Below are 22,294 nucleotides of genomic sequence, written 5' to 3'. Positions count from 1 at the left end.
GCGCAGAGTGTGGAGGCGTCGTTCGTGGCGTTGCAGCGCCGGGAGCAGCCCCAGGTGCGCACCGCGCTGGCCGGGCTGGCGCAGGTGCACGCGGCGGGGCACGCGGTGGAGTGGGCCCGGCTGTTCGCGGGCACCCCGGCCGCCCTGGTGGACCTGCCGACGTACCCCTTCCAGCACCAGAACTACTGGATGGCGGGTCCGGCGTCCGGCGACGTCGTGTCGGCGGGGCAGGTGGCGGCGGGCCATCCGATGCTGGACGCGGTGGTGCGCGTCGCCGGTGCCGACGAGGTCGTGTTCACCGGGCGCCTCTCGGCGCGGACGCACGCCTGGGTGGCCGAGCACGAGCTGGGCGGCCGCGCCCTGGTACCCGGCACCGCGCTGATCGACATGGCCATGGCGGCGGGCGACGAGGTCGGCTGCGCCGGTGTGGACGAGATGGTGGTCACCGCGCCGCTGCGCGTCCCCGAGTCGGGCGGCGTCCGCGTCCAGCTCGTGGTGGGCGAGGCGCGGGACACCGGCCACCGGCCGTTCGCGATCTACTCCTGCCCGGAGGCCGACCAGGACGCCGAGGAGGAGTGGACCTGCCACGCCACCGGCGTGCTCGCCGCCGAGGCCCCGGAGCCCGCGTTCGAGCTGAGCCAGTGGCCGCCCGCGGGCGCCGAGACCGTGGCGACGGAAGGGTTCTACGACCGGCTCGCCGAGAGCGGCTACGTCTACGGCCCGCTCTTCCGCGGCCTGCACGCCCTGTGGCGCCGCGACGGCGACGCGGGCGCCGAGTTCTTCGCCGAGGTCGCGCTGCCGGACGGCGCGGACACGGCCCGGTTCGGCATCCACCCGGCCCTGTTCGACGCGGCCATCCACCCGCGCGTCGTCGCCGCGATCGCCGACGCGGGCGAGGACTTCACGCTCCAGCTGCCGTTCGTGTGGAACGAGATCTACCTCTACGCCACCGGCGCGCGAGCCCTGCGGGTGCGCGTGGTCATCGACGCGGAGACCGACGGCAAGACCTCCTGCCAGGTGCAGCTCGCCGACGAGAGCGGGCAGCCGGTCGCCGAGGTGCGCTCCGTGGAGGCCCGCCCCGTCTCGGCCGACCAGCCCGCCGGGCGGGACGAGACGGCTGGTTCGCTCTTCGGCGTGGACTGGGCGCCCGTCGAGGCGGCCCCGGCCGAACCGGCCGGACGCTGGGCCCTCCTCGGCACCCCCGTCCTACCGGTCGGCGAGGTGCTGCCCGTCGACCGCTGCGCGGCCCTGGCGGACGCGGCCGGGGCCGACGTGCTCCTGTTCGCCCCCGCCGGGCAGACGGACGCCGAGGTCGTGGCCTCGGTGCACGACACGGTCGTGGAGACGCTCGACCTGGTGCGGGAGTGGCTGACCGGCGAGGCGTTCCTGTCGGGCCGCCTCGTCGTGGTGACCCGCGGCGCGGTGCCGACCGGCCAGGACGGCGGCGCGCCGGACCTGGCGGGCGCCGCCGTGTGGGGCCTGCTGCGGTCCGCGCAGGCCGAGCACCCCGACCGGATCGTGCTCGTGGACGTCGACGACGACCCGGCCTCGCTCACGGCCCTGCCCGCGGTGCTCGCGGCGGGCCACGACCAGGTCGCGGTGCGCGCCGGTACGGTGACCGCGCCGCGCCTGGCCCCGCAGGCCCCGCCGGACGCCGCCGCGCCGGAGTTGGCGCCGGAGGGGACGGTGCTGGTCACGGGTGGTACGGGTGCGCTGGGCGCGCTCTTCGCCCGGCATCTGGTCACCGCGTACGGGGTACGGCACCTGGTTCTCACCAGCCGCCGGGGCCAGGAGGCGCCCGGGGCGCAGGAGTTGGCCGCGGAGCTGACCGGGATGGGTGCCGCGGTCACGGTGGCCGCGTGTGACGCCGCCGACCGGGACGCGCTCAAGGCCGTGCTCGACGCCATCCCCGCCGAGCACCCGCTCACCGGGGTCGTCCACACCGCCGGTGTCATCGACGACGGCATCATCACCGCCCTCACCCCCGAGCGCGTTGGCAGCGTCCTGCGGCCCAAGGTCGACGCCGCCTGGCACCTGCACGAACTCACCCACGGCCAACCCCTCGCCCTCTTCGCCCTCTTCTCGTCCCTCGCGGGCACCCTGGGCAACGCCGGGCAGGCCGGATACACGGCGGCCAACCACTTCCTCGACGCCCTCGCGCACCACCGCCGCGCCCACGGCCTGCCCGCCGTCTCCCTCGGCTGGGGCCTGTGGGACACCGAGGGCGGTCTGCAGGCCGGGGCCGCGGAGCAGCTGAGGCAGACGGGCCTCAAGCCCCTGACGCCGCGGGCCGGTGCGGCCCTGTTCGACCGGGCCCTCGCGCTGGACAGCCCGGTCACCCTGCCCGCGCGGCTCGACCTGCGGACGCTGCGGTCCGGCTCCGTGCCGGTCCCCGCGATGCTGCGGAGCCTCGTCGGCCGCCCCTCGCGCCGGGTGGTCCGCCAGGGCGCGGGCGACCAGCGGGAGCTTGCCGGACGGCTCGCCGCGCTGCCCGAGCAGGACCGGCACGAGCACGTCACCGAGCTGGTGCGGACCGAGGTGGCCGCCGTGCTCCAGTTCGGCGCGGGCGAGCGGATCAGCGAGAACGTGCCGTTCCGCGACCTCGGCTTCGACTCCCTGACGGCGGTCGAACTGCGCAACCGGCTCGCCGCGGTCACCGGCCTGCGCCTGTCGCCCGGCGTGGTCTTCGACTACCCGACGACCTCGGCGCTCGCCGCGTACGTCCTGGCCGAGCTGAGCGGCGAGCTGGCGGCTCCGGCCGCGGCCGTCGCGGCGGCGGTCCCGGGCTCCGGCGGCGAGAACGAGCCCATCGCGATCGTCGGCATGGCCTGCCGCTTCCCCGGCGGGGCCACCACGCCCGAGGGCCTGTGGCGGCTCGTCGCCGACGGCGTCGACGCGATCGGCGACATGCCGGACGACCGCGGCTGGGACATCGAGCGGCTGTGGGACCCCGACCCCGACAAGCCGGGCACCTTCTACACGCGGGAAGGCGGATTCCTCTACGACGCCGCCGAGTTCGACGCGGGCTTCTTCGGCATCTCGCCGCGCGAGGCCCTCGCGATGGACCCGCAGCAGCGCCTCCTCCTGGAGACCTCGTGGGAGGCCCTGGAGAGCGGCGGCATCGACCCGCAGTCGCTGCGCGGCAGCGACACCGGCGTCTACACCGGCCTGACCGCGCAGGAGTACGGCGCGGGCGCGGGAGCGGCCGAAGGGGGCGCCGAGGGCTACCTCCTGACGGGCTCCACGACGTCGTTCGGCTCCGGCCGGATCTCCTACGTCCTCGGCCTCGAAGGCCCGACGATGTCCATCGACACGGCCTGCTCCTCGGTCCTCGTGTCCCTGCACCTCGCCTCGAACGCGCTGCGCAGCGGCGAGTGCGGCCTCGCGCTCGCGGGCGGCGCGACCGTGATGGCGCAGCCCATCGGCTTCGTCGAGTTCTCCCGGCAGCGCACCCTCGCGCCCGACGGCAGGTCCAAGGCGTTCGACGAGTCCGCGGACGGCACCGGCTGGTCCGAGGGCGTGGGCCTGTTCGTCCTGGAGCGGCTCTCCGACGCCCGGCGCAACGGACACACCGTGTTCGCCGTGGTCCGGGGCAGCGCGGTCAACTCCGACGGCGCCTCCAACGGCATGACCGCGCCCAACGGCCCCTCGCAGCAGCGCGTCATCCGCCAGGCCCTCGCGAACGCCGGTGTCGCACCGGCCGACGTGGACCTCATCGAGGCGCACGGCACCGGCACCCAACTCGGCGACCCCATCGAGGCCGAGGCCCTGATGGCGACGTACGGCAGGGACCGGCCCGCCGACCGCCCGGCCTGGCTCGGCTCGGTGAAGTCCAACATCGGGCACGCCCAGCACGCCGCGGGCGCCGGCGGCCTGCTCAAGGCGATCATGGCCATGCGCCACGGCGTCCTGCCGAAGACCCTGCACATCGACAAGCCGACCTCCGCCGTGGACTGGGAGTCGGGCGCGGTTCAGCTGCTCACCGAGGCCCGCCCGTGGCCGGAGCTCGACCGGCCGCGCCGCGCCGCGGTCTCCGCGTTCGCGCTCAGCGGCACCAACGCGCACGTCATCCTGGAGCAGGCCCCCGACGCACCGGCCGCGCCCCGGGCCGAGGTGTCCCTGCCGGTGGTGCCGTGGGTCCTCTCGGCCAAGTCGCCGCGGGCCCTGCGCGCCCAGGCCGAGCGGCTGCTCGCCCTCCTGGAGGCCGACACCGAGCCGGACCCGCTCGACGTCGGGTTCTCGCTGGCGCAGCGCTCCGCGTTCGACCACCGCGCGGTGCTCGTCACCGGCGGCGGCGCCGAGGCCCTGACCGGGCTGCGGGCGATCGCCGCCGCCGAGGCGCCCGCCGCCGGGGACGGCCGGACCGCGTTCCTGTTCACCGGGGCCGCCGACGGCCCCGACCCCGCGCTGTACGAGACGCTGCCCGCGTACGCGAAGGCCTACGACGAGACCCTGGCCGGGCTCGGCGAACAGGGCCCGGAAGCGGCCGCGTTCGCCGCCGAGGTCGCGCTGTACCTCCTGGTCAGGGCCTGGGGCGTCACCGTGGGCTGCGTCGCGGGCACCGGCGTCGGCGAGCTCGCCGCCGCGCACGTCGCCGGGGCGCTCTCCCTCGCCGACGCGGGCCGCCTCCTGACGGCCGGGGACCCGGCGCCGGTGACGTACGACGAACCGCGGATCCCCGTGGTGTCGCTGCGCACCGGCAGGCCGCTCACCGCCGACGACCGACCGGGCCGCGACGGGACCGAGGGCAGCGCCGCCGCCGAACGGTGGCTCGCCGAGCACGGCGTGACCCGGTACGTGGAGTCCGGCCCCCGGCGGGTGCTCGCCGGGTCGGTGCTCCTGCTCGCCGAAGGGCGACCCGCCGTGCACGCCGTCCTCGACGGCGTGGGGCAGCTGTTCGTCGCCGGTGCGGCCGTCGACTGGGCGGCCGTGTTCGCGGGCACCGGAGCGGGCCGGACGGCCCTGCCCACCTACCCGTTCGAGCGCCGCAGGTACTGGGCCGCCGAGTCCGGCCCCACCGGCGGCGAGAGCGCCGAGGCCGGGCGGCACGCCCTCCTTGGCGCGGCCGTCGCCGTGGCGGGCCGGGACGAGACGGTGTTCACGAACCGGCTGTCCCTGACCACCCACCCGTGGCTCGCCGACCACGTCGTCGCCGGGGTGCCGGTGCTGCCCGGGGCGGCCCTGGTGGACCTGGCGATCGGCGCGGGCGACGCCACCGGCTGCCCCGACCTCGCCGAACTCACCGTCACCGAGCCCCTCGTGCTGCCCGGCCAGGGCGCCTTGCGGACGCAGGTCGTGACCGGAGCGCCCGACGGCACCGGGCGGCGGACCGTGGGCATCTACACGCGGCCCGCCGACGCCACGGACGGCGAAGGCCCCGCCCCGGAGTGGACCTGCCACGCCACCGGCGTGCTCGCCCCCGCCGCCGACCGGCCCGACACCGAACCGGCCGTCTGGCCCCCGGCCAAGGCCACGGCGGTGGACTGGGCGTACGAGGACCTCGCCGACGCCGGACACCGCTACGGCGAGGCGTTCCAGGGCCTCACGGCGGTGCTGCGCCGGGGCGACGAGCTGTTCGCCGAGGTCCGGCTGCCCGAAGGGGCGGCCCTGGACGTCGGCGGCCACGGGATCCACCCGGCCCTCCTGGAGGCCGCCGTGCAGCCGCTGCTGATCGGCGGGCCAGGGGCGGGCCCGGACGGCTCCGCGCTGCTTCCGCTGGCCTGGGAGGGCGTCGCCCTGCACGCCAGTGAGGCGACGGTCGTGCGGGTGCGCCTGGCTCCCGCCGGTGCGGACGCGTTCCGCCTGGAGGCCGTCGACGAGGCCGGGCTCCCCGTCCTCGTGGCCGCGTCCGTGCGGCTCGCCCCGGCGGTCCTGACCCCCAGGGACGGCGGCGCGGCTCCGGTGTCCGCCGGTACGGCCCCGCTGTTCGCGCCGGAGTGGACACCGGTGGCACCGGTGTCCGACGACGAGCCGGAGAGCCTGCTCGCCCTGCTCGGCGACGCCACCGGCGACCTCGCCGGGATCGCGCCGCTGCGCTTCGACGGCCTCGACGAGGCGGCCGCGTCCTTCACCCCGTGGGACGTCCTCCTCGTCGAGCCGTCGGAGCCGGACCCGGCGGGCGACCCGGTGGCCGCCGCGCACCGGGCCGTGGCGCGGGCACTCGACGCGGCCCAGCGCTGGCTGGCCCAAGAGGACCTGCCGGACAACCGCCTGGCCGTGGTGACCAGGGGCGCGCTGCCCGTCGGCGCCGAGGACGAGGTACGCGACCCGGCCGGAGCCGCCGTGTGGGGCCTGCTGCGCTCCGCCCAGGCGGAGAACCCCGACCGGATCCTGCTCGTCGACCTGGACGACGACCCGGCCTCCGTCGACCAACTGCCCCTGGTGGCCCAGGCGGGAGAGCCCCAACTGGCCGTCCGCAAGGGTGAGTTGTTCGCGCCGAGGCTCGCGCCCACGGCCCCGGCGGAGGCGGCACCACCCGCCCTCGTGGACGGCGGCACCGTGCTTGTCACCGGCGCCGACGGGGAGCTGGGCGCCCTGTTCGCCCGGCACCTGGTCACCGCGTACGGGGTGCGGCACCTGGTGCTCGCCGACCCGCACGGCCCCGGCTCGCCCGCCGAAGCGCTGCGCGACGAACTCGCCGCTCTGGGCGCGACGGCCACCGTGGTGGCGTGCGACCTGGCCGACCGCGAGGCCGTGCGCGCGCTGCTCGCGGACATCCCGGCCGAGCACCCGCTCACCGGGGTCGTCCACACCGAGAACGTCCTGGACGACGGGGTGTTCACCGCGCTGACCCCGGAGCGCGTCGCCGCCGTGCTGCGGCCCAAGGTGGACGGGGCCCGGCATCTGCACGAGCTGACCGCCGACGCCCCGCCCGCGCTGTTCGCGCTGTTCTCCTCCGTGGTCGGCCTGCTCGGCAGCCCCGGGCAGGCCAACTTCGCCGCGGCGAACGCCTACTTGGACGCCCTCGCCGCACACCGCCGCTCCCGCGGGCTGCCCGCGGTGTCGCTCGCCTGGGGCCGGATGGTCGAGGGCGGGCAGCCGGGCCTTCGGGTGATCGCCGGGGACGAGGCGTGCGCGCTGTTCGACGCCGCCCTCGCCACCGGGCTCGCCGTGGTCGCGCCCGCGCCGCTCGACCTGGCCGCCCTGCGCCGCGACCCGGCGCAGGTCCCGGCGGTGCTGCGCGGGCTCGTGCCGCGCGGCGAGCGCCGCCGGGCCAGCGCGGACGCGCCGGGCGACCGGTTCGCGGACATGGGCCGGGCCGAGGCCGAGGCGTACCTGCGGGACCTGGTGCGGGCCGAGGCGGCCGCGGTGCTCGGGCACGCGGCACCGGACCACCTCCAGTGGGAGGTGTCCTTCCGGGACTCCGGCTTCGACTCGCTGTCCGCCGTGCAGTTCCGCAACCGGCTCGGCGAGCAGACCGGCCTGTCCCTGCCGACGACGCTGGTCTTCGACTACGCCTCGCCCGGCGCCCTTGTCGACCACCTGCTGGAACGCCTCGCCCTCACCGACGGCGTCAGCCGGCGCTCGGCCCTCGCCGAACTGGACAAGCTGGAGGCCGTCCTGATGGCCGTACCGGTCGACGCGGAGGCCGACGAGGAGTCCGGCCGCACCGAGATCGCCGCCCGGCTCAACGCCATCCTCACCCGCTGGAACAAGGCCTGGACCGACGCGCGGCCCGACGCGGTCCCCGGCACCGGCGACACGGACCTGACCGCCGCGATCGAGACCGCGACGGAGAACGAGGTCTTCGACTTCATCGACCGGGAACTCGGCCGCGCTTCCGCCCAACCGAACCGCTGACCACCAGGAGACACGGTGAACTCACCCACCCGATACGCCGAAGCCCTACTGACCGGCATGCTCGGCACCTTCGGCCTGAACCTCAGTTACGTCCGGGCGGAGCAGAACTCCCTGTACTACCTGGACGAGAGCGGCGCCGAGGTGCCGGTGCTCGACCTGGTCGGCGGCTGGGGCTCGCTCATGCTCGGCCACAACCACCCGGAGATCGTGGCGCACGCCAAGCAGCTCCTCGACACGGGCGTGCCCGTGCACTCGCAGTTCTCCGAGCACCCGACCGCCGACCGCGTCGGCGAGGTCCTGAACGGGATACTCGGCCGGGAGTTCCCCGGCGCCGAGCCCTACCCGGTGATCTTCGCCAACAGCGGCGCGGAGGCCGTCGAAGCGGCCGTCAAGCACTGCGAGTTCGACCGGGTGCTGCGGGTGAAGAGCCTCTTCGAGCAGGTCGAGTGGAACGCCGACGCGGCCGTGAAGGCCGTGGGCGACGGCTCCGCGCAGCTGCCGGACGACACGTCCCTGCTGCCCGGCGACGTGCCGGTGCCGACCACCGCTGAGGAGTTCGGCGCGCTGCTCGGCGCGGTGGCCGCGCACAACATCGGCCTCGCGGGCACGAGCCCGGTGTTCTTCGCCCTGGAGCGCGCCTTCCACGGAAAGCTCCTCGGCAGCACCCAGTTCACCTTCAACCCGACGTTCCGCGCGGCGTTCGCCTCGCTCGGCCTGCCCGTGACGTTCGTACCGCCGAACGACGCGGCCGCGCTGGAGAGCGCGCTGGCCGAACACCGCGTCGCCGCGCTCGACGTCGAGGTCGTGGACGGCCGGGTCACCCTCGTCGAGCGGCCCTTCCCCGTCGTCGGCGGGCTGATCGTGGAGCCGATCCAGGGCGAGGGCGGGATCCACGCGCTGACGCCCGAGTACGCCGCCCGCGTCCGGGAGCTCTGCGACGCCGCCGGGTGCCCGGTGATCATCGACGAGATCCAGACCGGCATGGGCCGCACCGGGAAGTTCTTCGCGAGCGCCCACATCGGGCTGCTCGGCGACTACTACCTCCTCGGCAAGTCCCTCGGCGGCGGCATCGGCAAGACCTCCGCCATGCTGGTCCGGCAGTCGCGCTACCGCCCCGAGTTCGAGCTGGTGCACAGCTCGACCTTCGCCAAGGACGGCTTCACCACCGCCATCGCCCTGCGCACCCTCGAACTCCTCGAAGCCGACGGCGGGGCCGCCTACGACCTGGCCGCCGAGCGCGGCGAACGCGTCCTCGGCATGCTGCGCGAGCTGGCCGAGGAGTACCCCGACGTGGTGCTCGACGTCCGCGGCAAGGGCCTGCTCATCGGCCTGGAGTTCGCCGACCAGAGCCAGGCCGCATCGCCGGTCATCCGCGAGAAGGCGGCCGCGGGCCTGCTGGTCTTCCTCATCGGCAGCTACCTCCAGCTCGTCCACCGCATCCGCACCGGGCCGACGGCCAGCGTGCCCAACATGCTGCGCATCGAGCCCTCGATCCACCTCACCGACAAGGAGATCGAGCAGCTGCGCACCGGCCTCACCGCGGTCTGCGAGATCCTGCGCCACCAGGACGCGCTGCCGCTGATCCACCCGCTGACCGGCGCCGCGGGGCAGCCGCGCGAGATCCAGGACTTCCGGACGGAGCGGCAGGCCGCGGCCGCCGCGCCGGAGCCCGCCGACGCAGCCGCCCACAAGGTCGCGCTCGTCAGCTACCCGCTGACCCCGGACACGCTGCGGGAGCTCGACCCCTCGCTCGCCGACCTGGACGACGCGGCGCTGCTCGCCTACGTCCAGCGCTCCGAGCTGCTCAAGGACCTGCCCGCGACGGCCCCGGTCCGCTACACGTCCCCGCAGGGCACCTCGGTCGACCTCACCGTCTACCCGCTCCTGGTGTCGCAGCACCAGCTACGCGCCTACCGGACCACCGGGCAGACCTTCCTGATCGGCCTCGACCTCGACCGCCGGGTGCGCGCGGCCAAGGCGGACGGCCACGAGACCGTCGGCATCGGCTTCGGCCTCGGCACGGTCAGCGAGCACGGCAGCGCGCTGCGGGTGCCCGGCGTCACGGTGACCGCGGGCAGCACCCTCGCGGTCGGCGCCACCCTGGCCGCGCTCGAACAGCCCGCGCTCGCCCGCTTCGGCGACCTGGCCGGGCTGACCGTCGCGGTCGTCGGCGGCGGTGGCCGCGTGGGCTCCGCCCTGGCCGCGCTCAGCGCCGAGTACGTCGCGAGGATCGTCCTGGTGGGCAGCGGCCGGGAGGGCTCGGCCGAGCGGCTGCGCGCCACGGAGCACCGGATCTACCAGGACGCGTGGACGCGGATCGCGGCCGGGGGCGAACTGAGCGGCATCGCGGCGGCGTTGTCCGCCGAGCCGCTCATCACCAAGTGGCTCGCCGACGGGCGCTCCGGCGACGAGCCGAGCGCCGAGGCCATCGCCGCGCATCTCGCTGATTCCTATGACGTCAACCCGTTCGTCGTCGCGACCGACGACCTCGCCGAGGCACGGAACGCGCACGCGGTGATAGCGGCGCATTCGAGTCCGGTTCCGGTTCTCGCCAAGGAGCATCTCGCGCAGGGCGCGATCGTCGCCGATCTCTCCTTCTTCGGCACCGGTGCGGAATCAGCCATTGTCGCCGAGCGGGACGATTTGCTTTACATACGGGGTGGTGTTCTTTCGGTACCGGAGGATACTATTCTGCCGCGTGGTTTCAATGGTCCATTGAACACGGGTGAATTGCTGGCGGGGACTGCGGAAGCAATCGTCCTCGCCCTGTCCGGCGCTGGCGGAACGTTGAGCGAAGGCGCCATTACCCAGGAACGGGTGCACGCAATCATCGACCTCGCCCAGCAGCACGGGTTCGAGGCGATTTCCACCTGACGTCTGCCGGGAATTCAGCTCGCCGGACCATCGGCCGATGGTCCGGCCTGATCGACAAAGGGTAAGTGGAATGTCAGAGTCAGCAGAATCCGGAGCGAAGGTGGCGGCGGAACTCTCGTCCGATCCGCACTACGCCAAGCGCTGGTTAATCCTCGCCGTCATCGGTATCGCCCAGTTCACGATCTTCCTGGACACCACGGTCGTCAACATCGCGCTGCCGTCGGCCCAGGCCGACCTCGGCTTCGGCGACGGCGACCGGCAGTGGGTGGTCACGGCCTACGCCCTCGCCTTCGGCAGCCTCCTGCTGATCGGCGGCAGGATCGTCGACCTGATCGGCGCCAAGCGGTCGCTGATGATCTCCATCGTCGGCTTCGGCGTCATGTCCGTGCTCGGCGGCGCGGCCAACGGCTTCGCCATGCTGATCACGGCGCGCGCGCTCCAGGGCGCCTTCGCCGCGCTGGTCGCACCGGCCGCGCTGTCGTTCCTGCTGACCGTGTTCAAGGACCCGAAGGAGCGGGTCAAGGCCTTCGGCGTCTACGGCGCGCTCGGCAGCGGCGGCCTCGCGCTCGGCCTGCTGCTCGGCGGCGCCCTCACCGACTGGCTCGACTGGCGCTGGTGCCTGTACGTCAACGTCATCTTCACGGCGGCGGTGTTCGTCGGCGCGATGCTGACCATGCACAACCGGCAGGCGGAGCACCGTCCGGACAAGCTCGACCTGCCCGGCACGGTGACGGCGTCCGTCGGCCTGTTCTGCCTGGCCTACGGCCTGTCCAACGCCGACGACGGCGAGTGGGGCGGCGCCGACGTCTGGGGCCTGCTCCTCGCGGGCGGCGTCCTGATCGTCGCGTTCGTGCTGTTCGAACTCCGTACGCGCACCCCGCTCCTGCCCATGCGGATCGTGCTGCACCGCAACCGCGGCAGCGCGTATCTGGGCATGTTCCTGCTGGGCATCGGCCTGTTCGTCCAGTTCCTCTTCCTGACCTACTACCTCCAGTTGATCCTGGACTTCTCGGCGATCGAGAGCGGTCTCGCCTTCCTGCCGATGATCGTCGGCATCGCGATCGGCGCCACCACCATCCCGCCGGTGCTCGAACCGAAGCTCGGCTCGCGCGTGCTGATCCCCGGCGGTCTCATCCTCGCCGCCGTGGGCTCGTTCTGGCTCAGCCAGCTCAGCGTCGACAGCTCGTACGCCGCCGGTGTCCTCGCGCCCATCTTCATCGCGGGCGTCGGCTTCGGCCTGGTGGTCTCCCTGGGCGCGGCGGTCGCCACGGTCGGGGTCGAACCGCAGGACGCCGGTGCCGCGTCAGCCCTGGTCAACACCGTGCAGCAGGTGGGTGGTTCGATCGGTACGGCGCTGCTCAGCACGCTGGCGATCACTGCGGCGGACAACTTCGTCGAGGGCAAGCAGCCCACGCCGCAGCTCGCCGCGGAGGCGTCCGTGGAGAGCTACACCACGGCGTTCTTCTGGGGCGCGGTGGTCTTCCTCGCGGGGGCGGTCATCTGCGGCCTCCTCTTCGACCGCCATGTGACGGCCCAGGCCGACGCCGAGGTGGGAGGGGCAGCCCCCGTACCCGGCGTGTGAGATCAGCGCCCCAAAGGGGCGCGGGGCTGCGTCGATATGCGGCTCCGCCGCGCGGGCGCGACAAGCCACGACGCACCCGCAGGCGAAAAGCGCTCCACGGCCGCCCCGCTGGTACTTGGTCCCAAGTACCAGCGGGGCGGCCGCTTTTGGTGTTCGGGGCCCCTGGGGCCGCAAGGCCCCACTGGATTGACTAGCCCGCACGGAGTGATGCGACCTACCGAGGAGGACTTCGTGACAGCAGTGGCCGGTGAGCGGGCTGACATCACAACCGGAGCGGCAGCGGTGGACGCGGCGGAGCTGTTGCGCCGGGCCCGTGAGCTCGCTCCGCTGATCCGCGAGCACGCGGTGAAGACCGAGCAGGACCGCAGGCTCGCGGAGGAGGTCGTGGTCGCGCTGCGGGACGCCGGGCTCTTCCGGCTCACGACGCCGACCCGGTTCGGCGGCTACGAGCTGCCGATGCCCGACCTCCTGTCGATCATCGTCGAGGTCGGCAAGGCCTGCGGCTCCGCGGGCTGGAACCTGTCCATCGACACCGCGTCGACCCGGTTCGCGCTGAACGCGCTGCCGGAGACCGCCCTGGAGGACGTGTTCGAGGGCAACCCCGACGCGTACGTGATCTCCACGGCGCACCTGTCCACGACGAAGGCGTGGCGCGCCGAGGGCGGGTTCAAGGTGAGCGGCACCTTCCCGTGGAGCTCGGGCTGTGAGATCGCCGACTGGGCGTACATCCCGGTCGTACACGTCTACGACGGGGACGAGCAGACCACGGACCTCGTGGGCGTCGTGGTGCCCATGAGCGACCTGCGGATCGAGCGGACCTGGCACTCCGCGGGCCTGTCCGGCTCCGGCACCCACACGGTCGTGGCCGAGGACGTGTTCATCCCGGAGCGCCGGGCGACCCCGTTCAGCCTCACGGACCTCGTGGGCGAGGACCACCGGGACAGCATGCTCATCCAGGGCAGCGCGCAGTCGCTTGCCGCGATCGTCGGGGCGGCGCACGGCGCCCTGGAGGTCACCAAGGCGCACCTGGACAAGGGCCGTCCGATCACGTACGCCAACTTCGAGCGGGCCGCGGACGCGCCCTCGGTGCAGATGTGGTTCGGCGAGGCCGCGCACCTCATCGAGACCGCCCAGCTGCATCTGACGGAGGTCGGCAGGGCGCTCGACGGCATTCCGGAGACCCAGCAGATGCCGTGGGCGGACCGGGCGCGGATCCGCATGCACGAGAAGTCCGCCCAGGAGAAGTCCCGGGCGGGCGTGGAGAAGCTCCTCGACGCGGTCGGCGGCAGCGCTTTCGCCCTCTCGAACCCGTTGCAGCGCCTGTGGCGCGACATCGCCGTGATGAGTCGGCACAACGCGCTGAACGCGCCGCTCATCCTGGAGGACTACAGCCGTGCCGTCCTCGATGTGCACCCGGCGGTGACCCTGCTCTACTGACGCCATGGTTCCGGCCCTCCGAAAAGGAACGGCCGGACCCATGTGTCGCCCGCGCACCGGTATTGTCTGTGGCCGAAAGAATACGGCCACTGGATAATGCCGGTGCGCCTTTTTGTGGCAGCCTCCTTTTCCTCCGCTGTTCCCGGCCACCAGATTCCGCATCGCGTTTTGGGACCCGGCGACAAGCCGGTTCGTCCGCGCGCATTGTTGACTGCATGGCATGAGACAGATCGCCGTGGTCGGATTGGCTTGTCGGTTCCCTGGGGCCAGCGACGGCCACGAGTTCTGGCACCTGCTGCGCACCGGGACCGACGCGATACGCGAGGCCCCCGACGACCGCTGGCGCGGCGCCGAACTGCCGCACCGGCTCGGCGGGTTCGTCGACGGCATCGACCGGTTCGACGCCTCGTTCTTCGGCATCTCGCCGCGCGAGGCCGCCGCGATGGACCCGCAGCAGCGCCTGATGCTGGAGCTGACCTGGGAGGCCCTGGAGGACGCCCGGATCGTCCCCGCCACGCTCGGCGGCGGCGACACCGGCGTGTTCGTCGGCGTCATGTACGACGACTACGCGGCGCTCCAGGACCGCCTCGGCGAGGCCGGGGTCGGCCGCCACACGATGACCGGCACCCGGCGGAGCATCATCGCCAACCGCGTCTCGCACCACCTCGGCCTGCGCGGGCCGAGCCTCGCCGTCGACACCGCGCAGTCCTCCTCGCTCGTGGCCGTCCACATGGCGTGCGAGAGCCTGCGCCGGGGGGAGTGCGGCGTCGCCATCGCGGGGGGCGTGAACCTCAACATCCTGGCCGAGACGACGCTCGGCGCGGCCCGGTTCGGCGGCCTGTCGCCGGAGGGCCGCTGCTTCACCTTCGACGAGCGGGCCGACGGGTTCGTCCGGGGCGAGGGCGGCGGCGCCGTGGTGCTCAAGCCGCTGGCCGCCGCGCTCGCCGACGGCGACGACATCTACTGCGTCCTCAACGGCGGCGCCATGAACAACGACGGCGCGGGCGAGGGCGAGCACGCCGGGCTCACCGTGCCGAGCGGGTCCGCGCAGGAGGAGGTCGTCCGACAGGCGTACCGGCGCGCCGGTGTCGCCCTGCGCGGCGTGCAGTACGTGGAGCTGCACGGCAGCGGCACCCGGGTGGGCGACCCCATCGAGGCAGCCGCGCTCGGCGCCGCCCTGGGCCACGCCCGGCAGCCGGACGCCCCGCTCGCGGTGGGCTCGGTCAAGTCCAACATCGGTCACCTGGAGGGCGCGGGCGGCATCGCCGGGCTGCTCAAGGTGGCCCTCAGCATCCGCCACCGGCAGCTGCCGCCCAGCCTGCACTTCACCGCGCCGCCCGCGGACATCCCCCTCGACGAGCTGCGCCTGCGGGTGCAGACCGCGCTGACGCCGTGGCCCGAGCCGGACAAGCCGCTGGTGGCCGGGGTGAGCTCGTTCGGCATGGGCGGCACGAACTGCCACCTGGTGGTCAGCGAGCCCCCGGCGACCGCCCCCGCGACCGACCCCGCGACCGGTCCGGTGACCGGTGCCGCGACCGCCCCGACCGCCGCCCCGACCGCCGCCCTGGCCGTCGACGAGCGCCCGGCCCCCGCCGCCCTCGCCTGGCCGGTCTCCGGCCGCACCCCCGAAGCGCTGCGCGCCCAGGCCGCCCAGCTCCTCTCCTTCGTCGACGCGCGGCCGACGGCGCCCGCCGCGGACATCGGCCTGTCCCTCGCCACCACCAGGACCGCCTTCCGGCACCGCGCCGTCGTGACCGGCAGCGACCGGGCCGAACTCCGCAGCCGCCTGGCCGCGTTCGCCTCCGGCGCGGCCGTCGCCGGAGTGGTCGAGGGCCAGGCGACGGCGTCCGGCAAGACGGTGTTCGTCTTCCCCGGGCAGGGCTCGCAGTGGGCGGGCATGGCCGTCGGACTCCTGGAGTCCGTACCGGAGTTCGCCGCGTCGATGCGCGCGTGCGAGGAGGCCTTCGCGCCCTACGTCGACTGGTCCCTCGACGCGGTGCTTCGCGACGAGGCGGCCCTGGAGCGGGTCGACGTCGTCCAGCCCGCGCTGTTCGCCGTGATGGTGTCCCTGGCCGCCGCGTGGCGTTCCTGCGGGGTCGAGCCCGCGGCGGTCGTCGGGCACAGCCAGGGCGAGATCGCCGCCGCCTGCGTGGCGGGCGCCCTGTCCCTGGAGGACGCCGCGCGCGTCGTGACGCTGCGCAGCCAGGCCATCCTCGCCCTCTCCGGGCGCGGCGGCATGGTGTCGGTCCTGCGCTCCGCCGCCGAGGTGCGCGACCGGATCGCCGAGTGGCACGGCGCGGTGTCGATCGCCGCGGCCAACGGCCCGTCGTCGGTGGTGCTCTCCGGCGACGCCGACGCCCTGGACGAACTCGTCGAGCGGTGGACCGAGGAAGGCGTCGAGACCCGCAGGATCGCCGTCGACTACGCGTCCCACTCGGCCCACGTGGAACAGATCGAGGAACGCCTGCGCACCGTCCTCGAAGGGATCCGCCCGAGGACGTCGGCGGTGCCGTTCTACTCCACGGTGACCGGCGGCCTGCTGGACACCGCCGAGCTCGACGCGGCGTACTGGTACCGCAATCTGCGCCGGACCGTGGAGCTGGAGCGGGCGACCGAGGCGCTGGTGCGCGACGGGTACGGCGTGTTCGTCGAGTGCAGTCCGCACCCGGTGCTCGTGCCGCCGCTGCGGGAGACCGTGGAGCGGTCCGGGGTCGCGTCCGCCGTCGTCACCGGCTCGCTGCGCCGGGGCGAGGGCGGCCCCGAGCGGTTCCTCGCCTCGCTCGCCGAACTCCACGCGCGCGGCGCCGAGGTGGACTGGTCGCGCGTCTTCGCCCCGCTCGGCGCCCGCACGCTGCGCCTGCCCACGTACGCCTTCCAGCGCGAGCGGTACTGGCTGGCCGGGGCCACGGCCAGGCCCGCGGCCCCCGCCGCCCCCGAGGCCCCGGGCGCCGAGCCCCCGGCGGCCGCCGCGGTGGCGGCCCCCGCCCTCCCCGCCGGGCCCGAGCTGCTGGCCCTCGTACGGTCGACGGTCGCGGTCGTGCTCGGGCACGCGGACGGCGACGCGGTGGAGCCCGGCACGACCTTCAAGGAGCTCGGCTTCGACTCGCTGTCCCTGGTGGAGCTCCGGGACCGGCTGAGCACGGCGACCGGGCTCACGCTCCCGGCCGGGACGCTGTTCGGCCACCCGACGCCTGCTCAACTCGCTGACCATCTGCGGACGTTGGCGCCCGGCGGCGAGCGCGCCGCGGAGGCGCTGCCCGCCGTGGCCGCGGCGGCCGACGAGCCGATCGCGATCGTCGGGATGGCCTGCCGCCTCCCCGGCGGCGTCGCCTCGCCGGAGGACCTGTGGCGCCTCGTCCTGGACGGCACCGACGCGATCTCCGAGTTCCCCGCCAACCGGGGCTGGGACACCGACCGGCTCTACGACCCCGACCCGGACCGGGCGGGCACGTCCTACGCCCGGCACGGCGGATTCCTGCACGACGCCGACCAGTTCGACCCCGAGTTCTTCGGCATCTCGCCCCGCGAGGCCCTCGCGATGGACCCGCAGCAGCGGCTCCTCCTGGAGACGTCCTGGGAGGCCCTGGAGCGGGCCGGGCTCGACCCCGCGGGGCAGCGCGGCGCGTCCGTGGGCGTCTTCGTCGGGGCGATGGCGCAGGACTACGGCCCCCGGCTGCACGCCGCGCACGCCGAGTCCGACGGCTACCGCCTCACCGGCAGCACCATCAGCGTGGCCTCCGGGCGCATCGCCTACACGCTCGGCCTCCAGGGCCCCGCCGTGACCGTGGACACCGCGTGCTCCTCGTCCCTCGTGGCGCTGCACCTGGCCGCCCAGGCCCTGCGCGCGGGGGAGTGCTCGCTGGCCCTCGCCGGAGGCGTCGCGGTGATGTCAACGCCCGGCATGTTCGTGGAGTTCAGCAGGCAGCGCGGCCTCTCCGAGGACGGCCGGTGCAAGGCGTTCGCCGCCGCGGCCGACGGCACCGGCTGGGCCGAGGGCGCGGGCACCCTGGTGCTCGAACGGCTCTCGGACGCGCGGCGCAACGGACACCGCGTCCTCGCCGTGGTGCGCGGCAGCGCGGTCAACCAGGACGGCGCGTCCAACGGCCTCACCGCGCCGAACGGCGTCGCCCAGGAACGCGTCATCCGCCAGGCCCTCGCCAGTGCCGGAATGTCCGCCTCCGACGTCGACGTGATCGAGGCGCACGGCACCGGCACGACCCTCGGCGACCCGATCGAGGCCGACGCGCTCGCGGCCACCTACGGCCGCGGCCGGGCCCCGGAACACCCGCTCCTTCTCGGCTCCCTGAAGTCCAACATCGGCCACGCCCAGGCCGCCGCGGGCGTGGCCGGGGTGATCAAGATGGTGCAGGCCCTGCGGCACGGCACGGTCCCGCCGACCCTGCACGTCGACGAGCCGACACCGCACGTGGACTGGGCCGCGGGCGGCCTTGAGCTGGTGACCGAGGCGCGCCCGTGGCCGGAGACCGGCCGGGCGCGCCGGGCCGGGGTGTCCTCCTTCGGCATCAGCGGCACGAACGCCCACGTCGTCATCGAACAGGCCCCGCAGGAGGAGCAGGAGGTGCGGCCCCCGTCGGCGCGCCCGGAGCCCGGCCCCGTGCTGCCCTGGGTGCTCTCCGCGAGCGGCGAGGACGCCGTCGCGGACCAGGCGGCGGCCCTGCTGTCCTTCCTGGACACGCACCCCGGCCTCGACCCGGTGGACGCCGGGTTCGCGCTGGCCGCCGCCCGTTCCGGACTGCCGCACCGGGCCGCCGTCGTCGCCGCGGACCTGCCCGCGCGGCGCCGGGGCCTCGCGGCGCTCGCCGAGGGCAGCGACGCCCCCGGCGTGGTGCGCGGCACCGCGCGCGAGCCGGGCGGGATCGTGTTCGTCTTCCCCGGCCAGGGCTCGCAGTGGGCCGGGATGGCGGTGGAACTCCTCGACGCGGCCCCGGTGTTCGCCGCGTCGATGCGGGCCTGCGCCGAGGCCCTGGCCCCGCACGTCGACTGGGACCTGTTCGCGGTGCTGCGCGACGCCGCCGCCCTGGAGCGGGTGGACGTCGTCCAGCCCGCGCTGTTCGCGGTGATGGTGTCCCTCGCCGCGCTGTGGCGCTCCTACGGCGTGGAGCCCGCCGCCGTGGTGGGCCACTCCCAGGGCGAGATCGCGGCCGCCTGCGTCGCCGGGGCCCTGGACCTCGCGGACGCGGCGAAGGTCGTCGCCCTGCGCAGCAAGGCCATCCTGGCCCTGTCCGGCACCGGCGGCATGGTCTCGGTCGCCCTGTCCGAGGACGCGGCCGCCGCCCGCCTGCACCGGTGGGAGGGCCGGATCTCCGTGGCCGTCGTCAACGGCCCGGGGGCGGTCGTCGTCGCCGGGGCCCTGGACGCCCTCGACGAACTCGTCGCCTCCTGCGAGGCCGACGGGGTGCGCGTCAAGCGGCTCCCGGTGGACTACGCCTCGCACTCGGCGCCCGTGGAGCGGATCGCCGACGACCTCGCCGCGCTCCTCACCGGTCTCACGCCGCGCCCCGCGGCGATCCCCTTCTACTCGACGGTCACCGCCGACGTCCTGGACACCACCGCCCTGGACGGCGCGTACTGGTACCGCAATCTGCGCCAGCGGGTCCGCTTCGCCGAGACCGTGGGCGTGCTCGCCGAGCGAGGGCACTCGGTCTTCGTCGAGGTCAGCCCGCATCCGGCCCTGACGAGCGCGGTCGAGGACCTGGTGGACCACGCGGTCGCCGTCGGCTCCCTGCGCCGCGACGACGGCGGCCCGGAGCGCTTTGTGACCTCGCTCGCCGAGGCGTACGCACGCGGCGTACGCCCCGACTGGCGGGCCGTCTTCCCCGGCGCCCGGCCCGTCGACGTCCCCACCTCCGCGTTCCGGCGGCGGCGCTTCTGGCTGGAGCCCGCGCGCACCGACGCGTCGGCGGACGTCGAGGCCGCGGGCCTCGCCGCCGCCGACCACCCGCTGCTCGGCGCGGTGGTGGAACTGCCCGACTCCGGCGGCGTCGTCCTGACCGGACAGCTCTCCGTGCGGACCCAGGCCTGGCTGGCCGACCACGGGCTCGGCGACACGGTGGTCCTGCCCGGCGCGGCCTTCGCCGAACTGGCGATCCGCGCGGGCGACGAGGTCGGCTGCGACCAGGTGGCGGACCTGACCTGCGAGGTGCCGCTGGTCCTGCCGCCGCACGGCGCGGTCGCCGTCCGGGTCACGGTCGGCGACGAGGACGAGTACGGCCGCCGCGCCCTGGCCGTCCACGCCCGCCCGGCGGACGGCTCCGGCGGCTGGACCCGGCACGCGAGCGGCCTGCTCGCCTCGGGCCCCGCCGAGGAGTTCGACCTGAGCGCGTGGCCGCCGCCGGGCGCCGTCGCGGTGGACTGGGACGGCGGCTACGACCGCTGGACCGAGCTCGGCTACCGCTACGGCCCGGCGTTCCAGGGCCTGCGCTCCTGGTGGCGGCGGGGCGACGAGGTGTTCGCCGAGGTCGCCCTGCCCGAGGCGGTCGCGGCGGACGCGGGCCGGTTCGGGCTGCACCCGGCGCTGCTCGACGCGGCCCTGCACGCCGCCGTCGGGGACGGCCCGGACTGCCGCCTGCCGTTCTCCTGGCAGGGCGTGTCGCTGCGGGCCACCGGCGCGGCCGCGCTGCGCGTGTGGATCACCCCGGACGGCCCGGACACCCTCGCGCTGCGGCTCGCCGACGCCTCCGGGGCGCCGGTGGCCTCGGTGGAGGCCCTCGCCCTTCGGCCGATGCCCGCGGGCGAGCTGACCGCGGGGCCCCCGGACGCGCTGTTCCGCGTGGACTGGACCGAGGTGCGCGCACCCGAAGCCCCCGCCGCGCCCCCGTCGTGGGCCCTCGTCGGCACCGACGACCTCGCGCTCGGCGCGCCCGCCCACGCCGACCTCGCCGCGCTCGCCGCCGCGGGCCCGGTGCCGCAGACCGTCCTCGCCCCGCTCACCGAGCCCGACGCCCACGCCGCGGCGGGCCGCACGCTGAGCCTGATCCAACAGTGGCTGTCCGACGACCGTTTCGCGTCGTCGAAGCTGGTCTTCGCCACCCGCGAGGCGGTGGCGCCCCAAAGGGGCGCGGGGAACTGCGCGACCAGCCACGACGAACCCGCGGACGACCGGCGGCCCGACGCGGCACGTCCAGCGGAGCTCTCCGGGATAGCGGGCGCCACGGTATGGGGCCTGCTCCGCACCGCGCAGCGGGAGCACCCCGACCGCTTCGCGGTGGTCGACCTGGACGGCACCGAGAAGTCCGCCGCCGCGCTGCCCACCGCCCTCGCCACCGGCGAGCCCCAGCTGGCCCTGCGCGAGGGACAGCTGCTCGTGCCCAGGCTCGCCCGCGCCACGGGCCTGCCGACGGCCCGGCCCGAGCTCGCGCGGGGGACGGTCCTGGTCACCGGCGCCACCGGCACCCTCGGCGGGCTCTTCGCCCGGCACCTGGTGACCCGGTACGGCGCCACGCGCCTGCTGCTCACCAGCAGGCGCGGCCCCGACGCCCCCGGCGCGGCCGAACTCGCCGCCGAGCTGACCGAGTTGGGCGCGGACGTCACCGTGGCGTCCTGCGACGTCGCCGACCGGGACGCCCTGGCCGCGCTCCTCGCGGCGGTCCCCGCCGACCGGCCGCTGACCGGCGTCGTGCACGCGGCCGGGCTGCTCGACGACAGCGTGATCGAGGCGATGCGGCCCGAGCAGCTGGGCCGGGTCCTCAGGCCCAAGGTCGACGCCGCCCTCAACCTGCACGAACTGACCCTCGGGCTCGACCTGTCGATGTTCGTCCTGTTCTCCTCGGTCGCCGGGATCCTCGGCCTCCCGGGGCAGGCGAACTACGCCGCCGCCAACGCGTTCCTCGACGCCCTCGCCCAGCGCCGCGCCGCGCGGGGCCTGCCCGGCGTGTCGCTCGCCTGGGGCCTGTGGGCCGAGGCCAGCGGCATGACCGGCCACCTCGCGGACGCCGACCTGAGCCGGATGCGGCGCGCCGGACTCGCGCCGCTGACGTCGGCGGAGGGCCTGGCCCTCTTCGACGCGGCGGTGTCCTCCGGTACGCCCCTGCTCGTCCCGGCCCGCCTCGACCCGGCGGCCGTACGGGCCCAGGGGGCGGTGCCCGCGCTGCTGCGCGGCGTGGTCCGCGAGCGGGTGCGCCGCACGGCGGCGGCCACCGGCGGCCCCGCCGGTGCCGTCCCGCTCGGCGAGCGCCTGGCCGCGCTGTCCGCCGAGGAGCGCGCGGCGGCCCTCCTCACCCTGGTGCGCGAGCACACCGCGACCGTCCTGGCCCACGGCGATCCGGGCGGGGTGGACCCGGCCCGCACCTTCAAGGAGCTCGGCTTCGACTCCCTGACGGCCGTGGAGCTGCGCAACCGTCTGGGCACGGCGACCGGGCTCCGGCTGCGGGCGACCCTGGTGTTCGACTACCCGACGCCGTCGGCGCTCGCCGCGCACATCGCCGCCGCGCTCGGCCCGGCCGCACCCGCCGTACCCGAACCGGCCGAACCGGCCGCGGCGGCACCGGAGTCCGCGCCGCCGGGCGGCGGGCTCGACGGTCTTGAGCTCGCGGAGCTCTTCGATCTCATCGATGGCGAACTTGGCACGTCCTGAAGCGGGGG

The 22,294-nt window shown here is 75.1% G+C and carries 5 protein-coding genes; all 5 read left to right on the top strand.

Annotated elements, in window-relative coordinates; genetic code table 11:
- Positions 1 to 24 precede the first annotated feature (24 nt).
- On the top strand, positions 25 to 7,800 hold the full coding sequence (locus tag ACIG3E_RS40685) for an SDR family NAD(P)-dependent oxidoreductase (protein WP_399626220.1): 7,776 nt from the start codon (positions 25 to 27) through the stop codon (positions 7,798 to 7,800).
- 15 nt (positions 7,801 to 7,815) lie between these two features.
- The gene (locus tag ACIG3E_RS40680) at positions 7,816 to 10,674 is read left to right on the top strand and encodes an aminotransferase class III-fold pyridoxal phosphate-dependent enzyme (protein WP_399626219.1); all 2,859 of its coding nucleotides are present in this window, start codon (positions 7,816 to 7,818) and stop codon (positions 10,672 to 10,674) included.
- A gap of 70 nt (positions 10,675 to 10,744) precedes the next feature.
- Positions 10,745 to 12,256: an MFS transporter gene (locus tag ACIG3E_RS40675; RefSeq protein ID WP_399626217.1), complete on the top strand. Its 1,512-nt coding sequence runs from the start codon at positions 10,745 to 10,747 to the stop codon at positions 12,254 to 12,256.
- A gap of 207 nt (positions 12,257 to 12,463) precedes the next feature.
- Positions 12,464 to 13,693 (top strand): acyl-CoA dehydrogenase family protein, encoded by a 1,230-nt coding sequence (locus ACIG3E_RS40670; RefSeq protein WP_399626215.1) that lies wholly within the window; start codon positions 12,464 to 12,466, stop codon positions 13,691 to 13,693.
- Positions 13,694 to 13,913: 220 nt separating this feature from the next.
- On the top strand, positions 13,914 to 22,286 hold the full coding sequence (locus ACIG3E_RS40665) for a type I polyketide synthase (RefSeq protein ID WP_399626213.1): 8,373 nt from the start codon (positions 13,914 to 13,916) through the stop codon (positions 22,284 to 22,286).
- The last annotated feature ends 8 nt before the right edge of the window (positions 22,287 to 22,294 follow it).

Origin of the sequence: Streptomyces sp. NPDC053474 (assembly GCF_044544845.1) — a bacterium.
In the GTDB taxonomy this organism is placed as follows: domain Bacteria; phylum Actinomycetota; class Actinomycetes; order Streptomycetales; family Streptomycetaceae; genus Streptomyces.
This window is presented reverse-complemented; position numbering and strand designations above follow the sequence as displayed.

What these genes read in the sequence shown, in the direction of transcription:
- ACIG3E_RS40675 (WP_399626217.1), top strand. Translation starts at nt 10,745, where the DNA reads ATGTCAGAGTCAGCAGAATCCGGAGCGAAGGTGGCGGCGGAACTCTCG.
- ACIG3E_RS40670 (WP_399626215.1), top strand. Translation starts at nt 12,464, where the DNA reads ATGCGACCTACCGAGGAGGACTTCGTGACAGCAGTGGCCGGTGAGCGG.
- ACIG3E_RS40665 (WP_399626213.1), top strand. Translation starts at nt 13,914, where the DNA reads ATGAGACAGATCGCCGTGGTCGGATTGGCTTGTCGGTTCCCTGGGGCC.